This window comes from Rothia mucilaginosa, from assembly GCF_049990865.1.
Lineage (GTDB): Bacteria > Actinomycetota > Actinomycetes > Actinomycetales > Micrococcaceae > Rothia > Rothia mucilaginosa_I.
Genome location: NZ_CP188231.1, coordinates 1,759,389 through 1,777,476 on the forward strand (window position 1 = coordinate 1,759,389; position 18,088 = coordinate 1,777,476).

Below are 18,088 nucleotides of genomic sequence, written 5' to 3' on the forward strand. Positions count from 1 at the left end.
TTAGTGTCGAGAGGCGTTTCCACCACTACGAACAGCGTTAAATTCTAGGTAAATACGGGGGTTCGTGCAAGCCTGCACGCCGGATTTTGCCTTAAAAATCCGCGGAATCTCGGTGTTCTGAGCCGATTGCGCCTCGTTTAAGCGAGGTGCTTGATTCGCGGATGCACGCCTGCCTTCGAACGGCAAACATACCTATCCATTCTACCAAAAATGGGTGTTTTTGCAAGTCCAGGTGTTTTTAAGGAATTCTTTAACGCCCCTAGTCAGGCGTTAATGCGCCATTTTAAGAACGGTTATTCTCTATGTGACCGGGGATAAATTACACCGGTGAAATTCATGTTGTGAGATTAACAGCTTAAGCCGGATTTAAGCCGTAAACAGCCCCGCGCCACCGACTCTTGCGGTGTGCGCAGGGCTGTTAAACGGGCTTAAACACGCGTTTAAAGAGCATTTAACTCTCGTTTTAACGCTTCCGCCCCGGTTTTAAAGGGCAGTTTAAGGGTTCGCAACGGTACGAGTAACGGCGGATTTACCGTTCCCGTTACGGCGTAGATGCGGGCACACATACGGTACAGATACGGCGCGGATACAACACAGATACAACACAGGGCACTCCCCCGGCATACAGTTCTACGCCGTACCGTGAGCCTCCATGAACCTAGTTCTTAAGGCTTGCCGCGGGAACCCACTGCGGGTACTTGGGGCTCACACCATCGCCGGAGCTCGTACCCTTCAGGCGGCGGCCAATCCACGGCAGGGCAAACTCACGAACCCAGCGCGCCTCCTGCTCGACCTTCTCGCGAACGGTCAGCTGCACCTCCGGGGGCAGTACAGGTTCGGTGACCACACCGGGCAGGCCGAGCTGTGCCAGCACGCGGGATGCGAAGCGTTCGTGGCCGAGGTCGTTCATGTGCAGGCGATCGTCAGCCCACAGGCGCCAGTCAAGGAAGTCATTCCAGCGCCAGTAGTCGATAATATGCACGCCGTGGTCTTCGGCGATACCGCGCAGTAGTTCGTTGTAGGTGGCGGTGCGACCGCGGGTGCGGGCGAAGGGGCCCTGGCCCTGCACGTCCAGGCCGGTTATGGTAAGCACTTCGATTCCTTCGCCGCGCAGGGTGGCGAAGGCTTCGTCTACGTGGGTCATGAGCTGGTCGATATCCACGTTGGGTCGCATGATGTCGTTGCCGCCGCCGTAGAAGGTGACGAGGTTGGGCTTCAGGTCCAGGGCGTGGGGCAGCTGCTCTTCCAGGATGGGAATGAGCAGGCGGCCGCGAATGGCGAGGTTTGCGTACTGTGCCTGCGGGTCTACTGCACCGAGGCCTTCGGCAACGCGGTCAGCCCAGCCGCGCAGGTTGTTGGGGCGGCGGCGGTCAACGTCGCCCACACCTTCGGTGAAGGAGTCGCCGATTGCCACGTAGCGTACTGATTCACCGTTGAGCTTGCCATTGGAGTCTAGGAGCGGGGTCGTCATTGTGTTCTTCTTTCCGGGCCTCTGTAGAGAATGACCCTTCTGTGGAAGAAGCCGGCACACCCGCGCGGTGTACCGGCTTCTTCGCTTAGCTTTCAGTGCGTCCTACACGCCAGTATCCCATGAATGACACGTCATTTTTGGGAATGGAGGCCTCCTGCACGCAGATACGGCGCAGAGTCTTGACGACCGACGCCTCACCGGCGATGAAGATGTAAATCTGTGGGTTCTCATCATCAGCCAAGGTCCAGACGACCTCGGTTTCGCCGTCACAATCTGGGGAAGGCTCAGCAGTTATAGAGGCACCTTTAGAATCCCACGCGCCCAAACCCAGAGCCTTGCGCAGACCAGCGGTCAGGCCTTCGCCCCGAGGCGCATCTTCGCGAGCACACCAGTTAACGGTGAGGTTCGGTAACTCACTCAGTGCAGGCAAGTGCGGATAGGGACCATCCCAGAGCGTGGTTAGGCTGTCGGTTGCGTGAGGCACCTCTGCGATGAGCTGGATTTCGGCTGGCTTCTGTTCCCCGGCAGCATAGTCCGCAAGGATAGAGAGCGCGGCGGGTACCGCGGTTTCATCCACCGCAAGGATGATGCGCTCGGCGCCGCCACTCGACCAAGATGCCCACAGGGGTTGACCGGCCAGGGGCGCAAGGATGGAGACTCTATCCCCCTTCTCAGCAAGGCTGGCCCAGGTAGCACCGGGGCCCATACATTCAACCCCGTCGGAACTTACCTCAGTGTGACACACAAAGTCGAGGTCAATTTCGGGCAGAGCGGAGTCGATACCCAGTGCAAAGTCGATACCCGGCGCGGCAGGCAGGCTCACCCCGGCAGGGATGAGGGGCGCAGCAGGCAGGGCCTCGATAACCTTGCGCAGAGCAGCATCAGGCTCGCGCAGGCGGGAGGCGCGCAGAGTGTAGGTGCGCATCCAGCCGCGTTCGGTGTCGGGCAAGGCGAACCAGTCCTGCCGCCATGTGTCGGTGAGGTCGATGTGCACCGGCTCAGGGCTGAGGCGCGTGATGCGCCCATGCTCGTCGTGTTCGACGGCGGGCGGCACGAGCAACTTAACGTAGCCGTCCAACACGCCGCGGTAGGAACCGAGTTCGCCCTCACTCCCGATAGTGTCCTGTTCCCCCACCGCATGTGCGTCGGCATTTAGCCCACCCAACGCGACCGGGTTCACGGCGTAGCGTAGGGAAGGACCGGTCAGGCTGACCCGCACGTAGGAAGGGGTCAGCCGCTCCACCCGGCTCACAGCCAGGGTGAAGATGCCATAGGCGTTATCACCATGTGTGCGCACGCGGCGGCGTTTGATGCGCTCCCTCACGGCTACTCGCCCTCCTGGCCTGCCATCGCGTGGTTTACGGGGATACGCGGGTGCGGTACCACCACCACGCTGCCGTCGTTGAACGGGTCGGCGACCTCTGCTTTCAGCCCGAAGATAGTGTGCAGGTTCTCGCGAGTGAGCACTTCGTGTGCTTCGCCTTGGGCAACGATGGAGCCGTCCTTCATCGCGACGAGATAGTCGGCGACTCGGGCGGCGAGATTCAGTTCGTGTAGCACCATGATCATGGTGGTGCCGCGCTGTTCGTTGAGTTCCGAGAGCAGGTCGAGTAGCTCCACCTGGTGTGCCAGGTCGAGGTAGGTGGTCGGTTCGTCCAGCAGTAGGATATCGGTTTCCTGGGCGAGCGCCATGGCGATCCAGACGCGCTGGCGTTGGCCGCCGGAGAGTTCGGTGACCTGGCGTTCTGCAAGGGACATGGTATCGGTGGCTTCGAGAGCCCAAGCAACCGCCTCGTCATCTTCGGCGCTATTGCGTTTGAAGAGGCCTTGGTAGGGGTAGCGTCCTCGGGAGACCAGGTCGGCTACGGTAATGCCTTCGGGGGCGATGGGGTGCTGGGGCATAAGCCCGACCATGCGGGCGAAGCCCTTCATAGAGTATTCGTGGGTTGACTTACCGTCAAGGGTGAAGTCGCCATTGAGGGGCTTGAGCAGTCGGGAGACGCCGCGTAGCAGGGTGGACTTGCCGCAGCCGTTGGGGCCGATGATGGCGGTGATTTTGCCCTTGGGGAATTCGAGGGAGAGGTCTTTGACGATGGTGGTTTCGCCGTAGCCGAGGCTGACGTTCTCGACTTTAAGGGTGCGTTCGGTGATTTCTTTCATTATTTTCCTTCCTTCTGATTCTGCACGAGCAACCAGATGAGCAACGGCGCACCCATAGCGCCGGTCAGAATACCTACGGGGAATGAGATAGACGGGAAAAGGTTCGCCGCCACGAAGTCGGCCAGCACTACGATGGTTGCGCCCACAAGAGATGCTCCCAGAATCGTGTGGCGGCCGCCCATGATACGACGGGCGATAGGTCCCGAGACGAACGCAACGAAGGCAATGGGCCCAGTAGCCGCAGTGGCAATAGCGGCCAGGAGTACCCCCAAAGCGATGTAGTACCAGCGAATGAAACCCACCGGCACGCCCAGACCGTGCGCCAGGTCATCGCCCACGGCTGAGGTCTTCAGATGGTTGATTCCCCAGAGGACAAAAGGCAAAAGCACCAGCAGAGATACGAGCAGAATACCAATGCGATCCCAGTTGGCGATGCTGAGGGAACCGACCATCCAGACGGTCGCGCTACTAGCCTGCCCCATAGACATACGTTCGAGCAGGTAGGTGACGGCCGCATTGCAAAGCGCAGCCACACCAATGCCCATCAGGATGAAACGGTTCCCCACATTGCCTTGTCCCGAGGCCAGGAGCATCGTAACGAGCGCAGCGGCGAGGGCGAAGACGATTGCGAAGAGCGAGACGCTGAATCCCGAAGCACCCCAATAGACCATGGAGAGTACCGCACCGAGGGAAGCGCCGTTGCTAATGCCGATAATATCTGGGCTAGCTAGCGGATTGCGCAGTAGCAGCTGGAAGATAGCACCCGCGCATCCGAATGCGATGCCAGCGAGAGCTCCGAGGACTGCGCGGGGAAGCTTGTCCTCCATGACGATAAATCGAGCGCCACGTACGGGCACCTCACCACCGGTGACCAAGGTCAGAAAGTCGGGAATGGTGACGGTGTAGCTACCCAGCAGGACGCGTACAGCCATGGCAGCCAGGAGCGCGAGGGCCAACCCGGATAGTCCGAGAATGGGGCGGCGCATTTCGCGGCGACGGATACTGCGCAGCTCAGTAACTCCCTCAGTAGCTTTATGATGCGGGCTCATCATGAGAGGCTCGCCCCCTTAGACCGTCGAATCAGGTAGATGAAGACAGGCACACCCACCACGATGGTGCTCACGCCTACCTGAATTTCCTGGGGCGGCATGAGTACGCGGCCGATCGTGTCAGCGAGCAGCAGGATGACAGCACCGAAGAGTGCAGAGGCGGGCAGGAGCACCCGGTAGTCCGCGCTGATGAAGGAGCGCATAGCGTGCGGGGCCATGAGGCCAAGGAATGCGATGGGGCCCGCGAGCGCAACGGCGGCGCCGACAAGTAGGGTTATACCAATAAAGAGAATGAACCTTCGACGATTTACGTTCTCGCCCAGGGAGGCAGCCATGTCGTCGCCGAGGGCAAGGTTGTTGATGGTTCGGCTTCCTGTAAACAGGATGAGCGCACCAACAAGCAACAAAATCCCCGAGGGGAAGAGGCTCTCCAGATCTTTACCCGCGATGGATCCCACCTGCCAGCGGCGCAGATCGTCCAGGGCGTTCTGGCGCGTCAGAATCAGAGCGCTGGTGAGCGATCCGAGCCCGGCGCTGAGGGCCGCGCCCATGAGCGCCAGCTTGACGGGGGTCGCGCCGTCCTTGCCGATGGAGGCAAAGGCATATACCAGGGCGGAGGCCGCAGCGGCACCCACGAATGCGAGCACGGAGTACTCGGTTGTACTCTTCACACCGAGGAAGGTGATACCGGTGACCACAGCGAAGGCAGCGCCGGAGTTCACCCCGAGGATTCCGGGGTCGCCGAGCGGGTTTCGGGTAATACCCTGCATTCCGGCTCCGGCAAGGCCAAGGGTTGCACCGATGATAAGACCCCAGAGTGTTCTGGTGATACGCGCGTCAATAACGGCGCCTTCAATACCTTCCGGACCGTGACCGGTCAGGGTGCTGAGCACGGTGGTAGGGTCGATGAACCGGGTGCCAACAAGTAACGAGAGCACGGCGGTCATGCAGGTGAGGACGAGGAGGAGACACAAACGGGGCAGGTGCCGTGTGCTACGCGCACCGCGGCCCTGCCCGTGTCCCAAGCGGGGATGACTCACGTTATTTGGAGTCCTTACCGTTCTTGATAGCGGTGGAGAACTTCTCCAGGATGGAGGAATTCTTCACGGCCCAGGTCAGCGACAGCGGGGAAGCAGCCGAGAGGGCCAGGCCAAGGTGCTTATCGGATTCGAAGATAGCGGCATTCTTTTTTAGCGCGGGAAGAGCGGAGAGGAGCGGGTCGGATTTGATCTTCTCCACGTCAGCGGGGTCGTTGACCCATGCCCAGAGCACGTCGCACTCGACGCGGTCGAGTACTTCGGATGAGATGGAGAGGAAGACGCTCTGAGCTTCCTTGGAGTGCTCGGTAACGTAGGGGGCTTCAACCATGCCCCAGTCAATGAAGGTCTGGGGGCGGGAATCCTTGGCGGTGTATGCGCCGAGGGTTTTCTTCTCGACGTCAAAGTAACCCGCAATGAAGCTTGCGCCAGCAAGGTTGCTGTATTTGGAAGTTGCTTCCTTCAGCTCTTTAGTGGTCGCGTCAATGAGCTGGGTGGCGGCGGAGGGGGTGCCAAGCATCTTGCCCGCCTGTTCAACAACTTGCTGCCACGATACCTCGTACATACCCACACCCTTGGGTGCGGTCACGACGGGTGCAATGTCGGAGAGCTTCTTGTAGATTTCGGCGCTCATATTGCCGTAGGGTGCGAAGATAACGTCCGGGGCGAGCTTGGCAAGTTCCTGGTAGGCGGGGCCGTCAGCTTCGGCATAACGGGTGATGTCGTTCAGGCTCTTGCCCATTTCCTTGAGTTTGGCGTCGAACCAATCGGTGGAGTCGTTGGAGTTCTGACCCCAGCTGACCTTGGGGATACCTGCGGGCACCACGCCAAGGGCGAGCAGTGCGTCAGCGTTCTTCCAGGCGTTAACCACGGCAATCTTGGTGGGGGCCTGCTTGAGGACGGTATCGCCGTAGTCGCTGGTAATCGTGATGGGGAATGCGCCCGCTTCGGCGCTCGCGGTGGTGGTTGAGCCCGAGGTACTGGAGCCGTTGCCGGTAGAGCATGCGGCGAGCAGGCCGGCCAGTGCGGTGAAGGATGCGCCCTTGAGGAAGGTGCCACGCGAGATGGTCATGGTTCTCCTTAGTTGAGCAAGAGGCAAGCGGAGGAGCCGGTTGTTGCGAATCCCGCGGATGCGAGGTCTCCGTCCGGAAGAGGTCATCGCGTGCCGTCATGCTCTATCTGTGCTGTTGATGGTGACGCAAAGTATCCGATTAGATATACCTAAGCTTATTTTAAGGCTAGCCCACCCTAAATTTATATTCAACCGCATGCCCTTATATACGCATATATGAGACGGATTATGTCGCGATGAGACTACATATCTTGTTATTCGCTTAGGTTGCCCGGTTAGATTACACGGAGCCGAACGCATTAAATACGTAGGATCCCCCGCTCTGTTCACATTTCTTGAGAACAGCGCGGGGGATCCACTATATTGGCGAACTTTAGAAGTTCACTTTTCCGCTGACGAGCCATCCGCCTTCCGCTGCACGCTGGAAGACTTCCTGAGCCATGGTGCGGCCGTAGGTCTTGGAGACATGGTTGTCGTCGAAGTAGACGTAGATGTTTCCGACCACGGGGCTGCACATGCCGTCCGGGCAGTACACGTCTTTCAGGTCCACCATGACGGCGCCCTGATTGCGGTACTTGTCGAAGATTTCCTTCGCGGGGTTTTCTGCGGCGTACTTGTCGCTTGCGGGTCGTGCGCAGGAGCTCTTGTCGGCACCGGCCTTCTGGGCACATTCGTAGATGTTGTACTCGAAGCGCGGGTTATCACGCAGGCCGATGACCTGGATTCCCGCCTCGGTGAGGCGGCGGACGGTCTCGTCGAGGCTCGGGTCGACTCGCTCGTCGTTCGAGCGTGCCTGCGCGATGGTCGCGATGAGGACCACGGTCTGCGGCTTACGCTTGATGATTTCCTCGGTCATCTTGGTGTTGAATTCCGAGCATTCGTTACCGGCGTTGACGGAGCGGACCGGGTACTGGCAGCCACCGAGCAGGTAGGTCTGCAGGTTGGTCTTGGTCTGCTCTGCAATGGGCTTGAAGATGCTCAGCGCCTGCTCGGCGTGGGAGTTACCGATGACCATGGTCAGCGGTGCGTCCTCGGGGCCGTACTTCTGCACGTTACAGTACTTGGCGAGTGCCGGGTCGGAGGGAGCGAAGACGCCAGTGCAGGGGTCACTCAGTCCCTCGTACTGGGCCTTGACATCACCACCAGAGGGGATGGGGTTGTCAATGAGTCCCTGCTGGGCACCGCCAATAGCCCGGGCGCCGGGGTAGTTTTCGCTGGCGGTCTGCACCTGCAGTTCGGCGTTCTGCTCGGACTGGGTGTTGCGGTAGCCAATCCAGGTCTGTGCGGCGGCCAGGGGCACGCCGGCGACCAGGAAGATTGCAAGGATGAAGGCGAGCTGGTCTGCCCAGGTCTTGACGGAGAAGATGGTCTTGAAGCGCATCTTCATCATGAGCCAGGGTACAAAGGGGTCCTTGCGGTAGCGTAGCGGCTTTTCGACGAAGCGGATGAGTAGCCATGCCAGACCGATGGAGACAAGGATGATGATGGTGCCTTCGATGACGTTCACACGGGAGGTTCCGACAGCGCTGCTGTAGAGAATGAGGATGGGCCAGTGCACCAGGTACAGGGCGTAGGAGATGTTGCCGAGGTTCTGCAGGGGTGCGGAGACCAGCAGTCGGTCGATGCCCCAGCGGCTGTTGGTGCGGCCTGCCATAATAACGAGCGCACCGGAGATGACGGGCCAGAGTGCCAGGTAACCGGGGAATGCTCGTTCGACGGGCAGGATTGCGCCGCAGGTGACCAGGCCAATAATGCCGACCCAGCCCATGACGACTCGCGCCTTTTCGGGTGCTTTCCACTTGAGGGTGAGCATTGCCAGCAGGGTGCCGATGGCGAATTCCCAGAGGCGGGTACGGGTGTCGAAGTAGGCGAAGCCCTGGTTGGTGTCGGTTTCGACGATGGAGAAGGTCAGGGATGCGACGAACACCGTGTTGAATATGAATACCGCGGTGGTGAAGAGGTTCCCGCGGAATCGGTGTACGACGTAGGCTACTGCAGCGAAGAGCAGGGGCCAGATGATGAAGATCTGTCCCTGGATGGAGAGCGACCAGAAGTGCTGGAAGGGCGACTTCACGGAGGCGTTTTGGGCGTAGTAGTCTACGGAGCTGAACGCGAGGTTCCAGTTCTGGAAGTAGAACAGGGAGCTCTTTGCGTCGGTTACGGTTTGCGACCAGCGGCTGGGCGCGAGCACGAAGAAGGACGCAATGGTGGTACCCGCGATAACCACGGTGGCTACGGGTAGCAGTCGCTGGAAGACGTGCATCCAGTAGCTGAAGAGATTGAGTGGTTTGCCTTCGTTGATCTTGCGCATGAAGGAGAGCGAGAGCAGGAAGGCGGAGATGAAGAGGAAGACATCCACACCGCCAGAAACTTTGCCGAACCAGACGTGGTAGAGCACCACGAGGAGCACGGCGAAGGCGCGCAGACCCTGAATTTCAGGGCGGAACCCTCGCGATTCAATGAACTCTTCGAGGGGGTAGTCGCTGGCTTCGCGTGCTTTGATGCTGCGCGGTGCAGTGGTGTAGGTTCCCTGCGAGGCGCGGGCTTGCAGGGTTCCGGGGGTTTCAGACATTCTCGGTTCCTCAGGATGGATCGTCGATGTGCTAGTGCGGGTCCTATAGACGCTACAGGGCACCCGTACAATAAAATCCTGATTCGCACCTCTGCTATGAGGCTGGTGCGAACCAGGATTTTTCTGAGCCCCCTACCGGATTCGAACCGGTGACCCTCTGTTTACAAGACAGATGCTCTGGCCAACTGAGCTAAGGAGGCAACTTGTCCAGTGTACCCTATTCTCTTGGTTGAGTCTGCTCAGTTGTTCTTTTAGGGTTTGGTTGAGAATACTTCTAAATTATGGGGTGCTGATACGTTCGTTTCCTTCGTTTTACCCCTTATGAGCACCACCTCTGTATGCTGCTCACCCACCCCTCGAGCTCATCACCGTGCATAGAAAAACCCGGTAGCCTCGCGTGGAGGTTACCGGGTTTTTCTATCGAAGAGGTTACTTCTTCTTTGCTTCAATCTTCTGCTTCAGGAAGGCGCTGAAGTCGTTGCTGGTGTACTGGTCGCCATCAACGAAGACGGTGGGGGTACCCTTAATACCGTTCTTTGCGGATTCAGCGTTGACCACATCCACGAAGGGACGCCACTTGCCATCGTTCATATCGGAGCCGATGGACGCACCGTGCTTAGAAGCGATGTCGGCGATCTGCTGGTTGTTCATGTCGCCGCGGCCCTGGTGAGTAAAGATCTCACGCTGGTAGTTCAGGAATTCGCTGGTGCTGACCTGGTTGGCCACGGAATATGCCGCCGCCGCGTTACGTGCGGAGTAAGCGGTGGGCGAGGAGCGGTCCAGGAAGGTCAGGTTGCGGATTTCCAGGGTGATGGTACCGTCCTCGACGAGCTTCTGGATTTCTTCACCGTACTTCTTCTCGAACTCTGCACAGTGCACGCAGTTGTAGTCCTGGAAGATGGTCACGCGTACGGGCTGGCCGTTCTTGGATGCCTCTTCAGCGGTCTGCACGCCCGGGGGTAGGGTGTTGACTGCTGCTGCGGTTCCGTTGACCATGGGGGTCACGGAGGAGGTCGAGGTTGCGAGCTGCTTGAAGTCGCGGGTCTCCTGGGTGGAGGAGTTCTGGACGATGCCGTCCTTGGTCAGCACAATACCGCCGTATTCGTTGGCGCTGGAGGGCACCGGGCCGCTTTCTGCTACCTTGGTGTTCTTGTTGCCGTTGATTACGACGAAGCCGATGATACCTACGATGACGAGGACCACGGCGAGTACGCCGAGCTGGAGCCAGCGGCGGCTTGCCTGGCTGGGGCTCTTCTTGGCCTGCTGGGCCGCAATCTGGCGGGCTTTTTCGCGGGCGTCGGTCGACATGCCTGCTCCTTTGGTTGGGAATATGGGTGGCGGTTCGTCCACTTCTTCTAGCCTACTCCGGTTGGAGTGAGCGTCATCCGAGTAAAGCTTCGGATGACCTGACTCTTCCGGCACGGGGTTGTTCTTATCCCCTGCAGGGTGTTCTAGAGCTCTAGCTTCCTGCTGTACATAGCAGCTGAAAGCTATGTCGATCAGTTCCTATCACGCGGATAGGTTCTGCCTTATCTCTCGTGTGGACGTACCGCGCTACCCGTCTAGCCTACCGAATGGGTGCCGTATCGGCTAGTTAATACTCTGACTGAGATACTGTGATGTGTATTCTCACGCTCTCAGCTTATTTTCCTTGTAAACTTTCGTAGCTTTGAGAGGTTCCTCCTCCCCCCCCCCCCCCGCCACAAGCTACGCCAAGGCACCCACCCGGTTCAGCTCAGGTTCAGCTCACCAGTTAGGGAATGTTGTAGACTTCCACTCCCCCAATGAAGGGGCGGGTATTGTAGTTGCCATTCCACTTCACGCTCAGACCGTGCTTCTCCAGTACGGGAATAACCGTCTCTCGCAGCAACTGCGTGGAGAGCTTCTCATGCAGGGCCCTAATCTCTTCCTTCTGCGCATCACTCAGGGCATTCCATTCTTCTTCATCCCTGGGGTAGGCGAGGAAGGAACCGAAACCAACGTAGGTGCCGCCGCTCTCTGCCAGGCTTTCAGTGTCCTGCTGGTGGAAGTAGATGTAGCCCTTCCATTCACGGCTATCATCCATTTCGTCCCAGATCTCTGCGGATGCGCAGGTACCGCAGCAGGTGAAGTTCTGTCGTGCGATGACGCCTTCTTCTTCCAGGGCAGCGAAGGCACGGTTGAGGTTGGAGTTCTTCTGCATTTCGGGGGTAATGCCCAGCTCAGCGGCAAAGGCACGACGACGCTTGATGAGCTCTTCTACGTAGTCTTCTACTCGCTTTTCCCAGAGCTTGCTGTCTTCGTTTTCGCCGTCGTATTCCAGCCCGAGTACGTCCATCACATAATCGGTGATGGTTTCTACGTACTGTTCGGTATCAGATTCACCCATGAACAGCAGGGGCCAGATGGGCCAGAGCAGCTCGGCTTCGTCTTCTTCGTCCAGTCCCCATTCTTTGGGGAAGGGCGGGTCGAGGCGTTCTTCGCTCCAGCGTTCGTAGATGCTCTTCTCATCAGCCATGATGATGCTCCTTTGCTTGCTCTCTACTCGTTGAGTAGAGATGTGGACTGCTCTTGTTGTTAAGGTATCAAGAGTTTCTCTGCCGTGCCCTCTATTTCGTCATTCAGATGGATCTGTGAGCTCCCCATCTCATCGATCCTGCGTCAGGTTGGCATGCTGTCTGGCTAGGCTGCATCCCCTGTTCTTCTGCCTCTCTGCTGAAGTCTCTGAATCTCTGAGCCTCTGCACCTCTAATCAGTTAGGTGTCTTTCATGCTAAGAGTTTTTGGGTACACAAAAAGAGGGGAAGACCTATAAGGTCTTCCCCTCCCTTGAATAAAAAACCCGCGGTGACCTACTCTCCCACACCCACAAAAGTGCAGTACCATCGGCGCGAAGAGTCTTAGCTTCTGGGTTCGGAATGGAACCAGGCGTTTCCCTCTTGCTATAACCACGGAAAATCTAGCGAATAACTTCGTTATTCAAAATTTCCGAATAAAAAGCCTCAACCTCCCGAAGGAAGTCCAGGGTTATTATCCAAAAACCATACAGTGAACGCAAACAACAAACAACATCTTGAAAAGTAAGCCTTCGGCCTATTAGTACCAGTCAACTCCACGAGTCTTCAGTCCCCGCTTCCATACCCGGCCTATCAACCTCATCATCTATAAGGAGCCTCACACACCAAAGTGCCAGGAAATCTCATCTCGAAACAGGCTTCCCGCTTAGATGCTTTCAGCGGTTATCCCTCCCGAACGTAGCCAATCAGCCATGCACCTGGCGGTACAACTGACATACCAGAGGTTCGTCCGTCCCGGTCCTCTCGTACTAAGGACAGCCTTTCTCAAATTTCCAACGCGCGCAGCGGATAGGGACCGAACTGTCTCACGACGTTCTGAACCCAGCTCGCGTACCGCTTTAATGGGCGAACAGCCCAACCCTTGGGACCGACTCCAGCCCCAGGATGCGACGAGCCGACATCGAGGTGCCAAACCATGCCGTCGATATGGACTCTTGGGCAAGATCAGCCTGTTATCCCCGAGGTACCTTTTATCCGTTGAGCGACGGCCGTTCCACAACGTACCGCCGGATCACTAGTCCCGACTTTCGTCCCTGCTCGACCTGCCAGTCTCACAGTCAAGCTCCCTTGTGCACTTACACTCAACACCTGATTGCCAACCAGGCTGAGGGAACCTTTGGGCGCCTCCGTTACACTTTAGGAGGCAACCGCCCCAGTTAAACTACCCATCAGGCACTGTCCCTGAACCAGATCATGGCCCGAAGTTAGACATCCAGATTGACCAGAGTGGTATTTCAACAACGACTCCACACAAACTAGCGTCCATGCTTCACAGTCTCCCACCTATCCTACACAAGCCAAACCAAACACCAATACCAAACTATAGTAAAGGTCACGGGGTCTTTCCGTCCTGCTGCGCGAAACGAGCATCTTTACTCGTACTGCAATTTCGCCGAGTTCATGGTTGAGACAGTAGGGAAGTCGTTACTCCATTCGTGCAGGTCGGAACTTACCCGACAAGGAATTTCGCTACCTTAGGATGGTTATAGTTACCACCGCCGTTTACTGGGGCTTAAATTCTCAGCTTCGCCCAAAAAGGGCTAACCAATCCTCTTAACCTTCCAGCACCGGGCAGGAGTCAGTCCGTATACATCGTCTTACGACTTCGCACGGACCTGTGTTTTTGATAAACAGTCGCTTCCCCCTGGTCTCTGCGACCCATACACGCTCCAGGCAGCAAGTGCCCATCACGCTCAAGGTCCCCCTTCTCCCGAAGTTACGGGGGCATTTTGCCGAGTTCCTTAACCATGATTCTCTCGATCGCCTTAGTATTCTCTACCTGATCACCTGTGTCGGTTTAGGGTACGGGCGGCTAAAACCTCACGCCGATGCTTTTCTCGGCAGCATAGGATCACCAAATCCCCCAAAAACGGGGTCCCATCACGTCTCAGGCACACAGCCGGCGCATTTAACAACCGACAACCCTACACGCTTAGACCACGACAACCATCGCGTGGCTTGGCTACCTTCCTGCGTCACACCTGTTAACACGTTTACCTCCAAAGATCGGGTCCCACAACCCACACAACACACAAACAAAAGCCTGCACATCATGCTTCGCATGGTTAGCATCACAATATCAGTATGGGCGGTTTTTCACCGGTACGGGAATATCAACCCGTTATCCATCGACTACGCCTGTCGGCCTCGCCTTAGGCCCCGACTAACCCAGGGCAGATTAACTTGACCCTGGAACCCTTGATCATCCGGCGGATGAGTTTCTCACTCATCTTTCGCTACTCATGCCTGCATTCTCACTCGCATAGCCTCCACCACTGGTTTACACCGCAGCTTCACCGGCCACACGACGCTCCCCTACCCAACAATCCAAAAAGATCATTGCCACAACTTCGGCGGTGTACTTGAGCCCCGCTACATTATCGGCGCAGAATCACTTGACCAGTGAGCTGTTACGCACTCTTTCAAGGATGGCTGCTTCTAAGCCAACCTCCTGGTTGTCTAAGCAACTCCACATCCTTTCCCACTTAGCACACGCTTAGGGGCCTTAGTTGGTGGTCTGGGCTGTTTCCCTCTCGACAATGAAGCTTATCCCCCACTGTCTCACTGCTACGCTCTCACTTACCGGCATTCGGAGTTTAGCTGACGTCAGTAACCCGTGAAGGCCCATCGGCCATCCAGTAGCTCTACCTCCGGCAAGAAACACGTAACGCTGCACCTAAATGCATTTCGGGGAGAACCAGCTATCACAGAGTTTGATTGGCCTTTCACCCCTATCCACAGCTCATCCCCTCCATTTTCAACTGAAGTGGGTTCGGTCCTCCACGACGTCTTACCGTCGCTTCAACCTGGCCATGGATAGATCACTCCGCTTCGGGTCTAGGTCATGCCACTCAAACGCCCTATTCAGACTCGCTTTCGCTACGGATACCCCACACGGGTTAACCTCGCGACATAACACTAACTCGCAGGCTCATTCTTCAAAAGGCACGCTGTCACCCCAAAAGGCTCCAACGGCTTGTAAGCACACGGTTTCAGGTACTATTTCACTCCCCTCCCGGGGTACTTTTCACCATTCCCTCACGGTACTGATTCACTATCGGTCATTAAGAAGTATTTAGACTTACCAGGTGGTCCTGGCAGATTCACACGAGATTCCACGAGCCCCGTGCTACTCGGGTGGCCACACCACGGACAGAACAATTTCGATTACGGGACTCTCACCCTCTACGGCCGACCATTCCAAGTCGTTCACCTACCATCCTGAACATCATGCCGGCAGCCAGTTAGAACTGCCACTGTGACTCCCACAACCCCCATGATGCAACGCCTAACCGCTATCACACACCACAGGTTTAGTCTCTTCCGCTTTCGCTCGCCACTACTCACAGAATCATTACTTTATTTTCTCTTCCTGCGGGTACTGAGATGTTTCACTTCCCCGCGTTCCCCCCAACCAGCCTATACATTCAGCTGGCGGTAACTCACCATGAAGATGAGCCAGGTTTCCCCATTCGGAAATCCTCGGATCACAGCCCAGTTATCGGCTCCCCGAGGCTTATCGCAGATTCACACGTCCTTCATCGGCTCTTAATGCCAAGGCATCCACCGTGTGCCCTTAATAACTTACACACAATCAAGAAAAATAAGAATCTAAAATCAACAATCAAACCAACACAAAGTCAGTTCAACGCAAATTCCAGAAGATGCTCGCGTCCACTATATAGTTCTCAAACAACAACCCACAACACAACAACAACACAAAAGAACACTTTTGCATCATCACCATGCCAGGCAAACAAAGGAACAACACATGCGTGTTACCCCAAAACCCAACAATGCGCCTCATCCAACCCAAAACCAACATTCCACCCATGAGCAAAACCACCCACCCGACACTCGCGGGTAGCATGGCCAACTAAATGTGCTCCTTAGAAAGGAGGTGATCCAGCCGCACCTTCCGGTACGGCTACCTTGTTACGACTTAGTCCCAATCGCCAATCCCACCTTAGACGGCTCCCTCCCAAAAGGGTTAGGCCACCGGCTTTGGGTGTTACCAACTTTCGTGACTTGACGGGCGGTGTGTACAAGGCCCGGGAACGTATTCACCGCAGCGTTGCTGATCTGCGATTACTAGCGACTCCGACTTCATGGGGTCGAGTTGCAGACCCCAATCCGAACTGAGACCGGCTTTTAGGGATTAGCTCCACCTCACAGTATCGCAACCCTCTGTACCGGCCATTGTAGCATGCGTGAAGCCCAAGACATAAGGGGCATGATGATTTGACGTCATCCCCACCTTCCTCCGAGTTGACCCCGGCAGTCTCCTATGAGTCCCCACCATAACGTGCTGGCAACATAGAACGAGGGTTGCGCTCGTTGCGGGACTTAACCCAACATCTCACGACACGAGCTGACGACAACCATGCACCACCTGTATACCAGCCCCGAAGGGAAACACCATCTCTGATGCGGTCCAGTATATGTCAAGCCTTGGTAAGGTTCTTCGCGTTGCATCGAATTAATCCGCATGCTCCGCCGCTTGTGCGGGCCCCCGTCAATTTCTTTGAGTTTTAGCCTTGCGGCCGTACTCCCCAGGCGGGGCACTTAATGCGTTAGCTACGGCGCGGAAAACGTGGAATGTCCCCCACACCTAGTGCCCAACGTTTACGGCATGGACTACCAGGGTATCTAATCCTGTTCGCTCCCCATGCTTTCGCTTCTCAGCGTCAGTTACAGCCCAGAGACCTGCCTTCGCCATCGGTGTTCCTCCTGATATCTGCGCATTCCACCGCTACACCAGGAATTCCAGTCTCCCCTACTGCACTCTAGTCTGCCCGTACCCACTGCAATACACGGGGTTAAGCCCCGGCCTTTCACAGCAGACGCGACAAACCGCCTACAAGCTCTTTACGCCCAATAATTCCGGACAACGCTCGCGCCCTACGTATTACCGCGGCTGCTGGCACGTAGTTAGCCGGCGCTTTCTCTGCAGGTACCGTCAATCTCTCTTCTTCCCTGCTAACAGAGGTTTACAACCCGAAGGCCGTCATCCCTCACGCGGCGTCGCTGCATCAGGCTTGCGCCCATTGTGCAATATTCCCCACTGCTGCCTCCCGTAGGAGTCTGGGCCGTGTCTCAGTCCCAGTGTGGCCGGTCACCCTCTCAGGCCGGCTACCCGTCGTCGCCTTGGTGAGCCGTTACCTCACCAACAAGCTGATAGGCCGTGAGCCCATCTATAACCACTACATAACGCTTTCCACCAACACCCCATGCGGAGATTGGTCGTATCCGGTATTAGACCCAGTTTCCCAGGCTTATCCCAGAGTTAAAGGTAGGTTACTCACGTATTACTCACCCGTTCGCCACTAATCCACCTAGCAAGCTAGGCTTCATCGTTCGACTTGCATGTGTTAAGCACGCCGCCAGCGTTCGTCCTGAGCCAGAATCAAACTCTCCGTTGAAAAAATAGAAAAGCTTGATAATCTGATCTCAAACAGCGAATCACACACGGGGGTGCGTGACTCAAGCTGACTAAATTTGAAACCATTTGATGATTATCAAATATCAATAAATATTTGGTATTAGTTTCAGTTTCCATCACCATTCGGTGATTTTATTGAACAAAGCACACTATTGAGTTCTCAAGCAACACACCGATTCAACACCTCAACCCCTTCATTCGAAGAAAGTCTTACCGTTGAACGGTCATTCATGTTATTTCGTTTATTACCGCGTTCCCGCGGCAACTCAATCAACTATACCAGCGTCTTGTTTGCCATGCAAATCCGTTTTCCGTGATTCACACCACAATGTTTCTTTCCTAAACTCTTCCAACATCACCAACCGATGACCAAGAATCTTCTAAGCAAGAAACCAAAACACTATACAATTGAAAGCCAGTCAAACCGCTTCTGACTAGGAGAAACACCGAAGAAGTTCTTCGTTTTTTCCTCCTCGCCGCGGCGACTCATACAACTATACAGACGCCTAAACACCCATGCAACCCGAAATAGGGTGAAGTAGACCACAAATACGGGGGTTTAGGTTCATTCTGACCCGAACAGGGCACTAAAACCCCTAGTCAACGCAGGGTAAGCCCCTCAAAAGTTCTTTGAAAAAAGTTTAAAACCCCTAAAAAGACCCCGAAAAACCTGTAGAAGCTCCCTAAAGAGCCCCTATAGGAGGGCAGCATAGAAGGGCAGCAGAGCCCC

General features: G+C 56.4%; 9 protein-coding genes, 1 tRNA gene and 3 rRNA genes. All 13 read right to left on the reverse strand.

The features are described from left to right. Positions 1-658: 658 nt before the first annotated feature. Complete coding sequence (locus ACP3RB_RS06870; RefSeq protein WP_311453014.1) at positions 659-1,471, reverse strand: SGNH/GDSL hydrolase family protein; 813 nt, start codon at positions 1,469-1,471, stop codon at positions 659-661. An 85-nt stretch (positions 1,472-1,556) separates the two neighbouring features. Then, positions 1,557-2,795, reverse strand: a complete 1,239-nt coding sequence (locus ACP3RB_RS06875; RefSeq protein ID WP_311453013.1) for a siderophore-interacting protein — start codon at positions 2,793-2,795, stop codon at positions 1,557-1,559. Positions 2,796-2,797: 2 nt separating this feature from the next. Further along, the gene (locus ACP3RB_RS06880; RefSeq protein ID WP_311453012.1) at positions 2,798-3,631 is read right to left on the reverse strand and encodes an ABC transporter ATP-binding protein; all 834 of its coding nucleotides are present in this window, start codon (positions 3,629-3,631) and stop codon (positions 2,798-2,800) included. Next, the gene (locus tag ACP3RB_RS06885) at positions 3,631-4,683 is read right to left on the reverse strand and encodes a FecCD family ABC transporter permease (protein WP_311453011.1); all 1,053 of its coding nucleotides are present in this window, start codon (positions 4,681-4,683) and stop codon (positions 3,631-3,633) included. The genes ACP3RB_RS06880 and ACP3RB_RS06885 overlap by 1 nt, the downstream gene beginning before the upstream one ends. Continuing rightward, positions 4,680-5,720 (reverse strand): FecCD family ABC transporter permease, encoded by a 1,041-nt coding sequence (locus tag ACP3RB_RS06890; protein WP_311453010.1) that lies wholly within the window; start codon positions 5,718-5,720, stop codon positions 4,680-4,682. The genes ACP3RB_RS06885 and ACP3RB_RS06890 overlap by 4 nt, the downstream gene beginning before the upstream one ends. 1 nt (position 5,721) lies before the next feature. Then, positions 5,722-6,789 carry an ABC transporter substrate-binding protein gene (locus ACP3RB_RS06895; protein ID WP_311453009.1) on the reverse strand — a complete coding sequence of 356 codons (1,068 nt, stop codon included), beginning with the start codon at positions 6,787-6,789 and terminating at the stop codon, positions 5,722-5,724. Positions 6,790-7,162: 373 nt separating this feature from the next. Beyond that, positions 7,163-9,361: an acyltransferase family protein gene (locus ACP3RB_RS06900; RefSeq protein ID WP_426698878.1), complete on the reverse strand. Its 2,199-nt coding sequence runs from the start codon at positions 9,359-9,361 to the stop codon at positions 7,163-7,165. A 126-nt stretch (positions 9,362-9,487) separates the two neighbouring features. Beyond that, positions 9,488-9,561: transfer RNA gene (locus ACP3RB_RS06905), tRNA-Thr, on the reverse strand. A 229-nt stretch (positions 9,562-9,790) separates the two neighbouring features. Then, positions 9,791-10,669 carry a DsbA family protein gene (locus tag ACP3RB_RS06910; protein ID WP_314936041.1) on the reverse strand — a complete coding sequence of 293 codons (879 nt, stop codon included), beginning with the start codon at positions 10,667-10,669 and terminating at the stop codon, positions 9,791-9,793. Between the two features lie 445 nt (positions 10,670-11,114). Further along, positions 11,115-11,858 carry a DUF6891 domain-containing protein gene (locus tag ACP3RB_RS06915; RefSeq protein ID WP_314936040.1) on the reverse strand — a complete coding sequence of 248 codons (744 nt, stop codon included), beginning with the start codon at positions 11,856-11,858 and terminating at the stop codon, positions 11,115-11,117. A 320-nt stretch (positions 11,859-12,178) separates the two neighbouring features. After that, positions 12,179-12,295: ribosomal RNA gene (rrf, locus tag ACP3RB_RS06920) — 5S ribosomal RNA — on the reverse strand. Positions 12,296-12,415: 120 nt separating this feature from the next. Continuing rightward, positions 12,416-15,506 (reverse strand): 23S ribosomal RNA (locus ACP3RB_RS06925). 303 nt (positions 15,507-15,809) lie between these two features. After that, a 16S ribosomal RNA gene (locus ACP3RB_RS06930) occupies positions 15,810-17,338 on the reverse strand. Together the 16S, 23S and 5S rRNA genes form the textbook arrangement of a ribosomal RNA operon. Positions 17,339-18,088 lie beyond the last annotated feature (750 nt).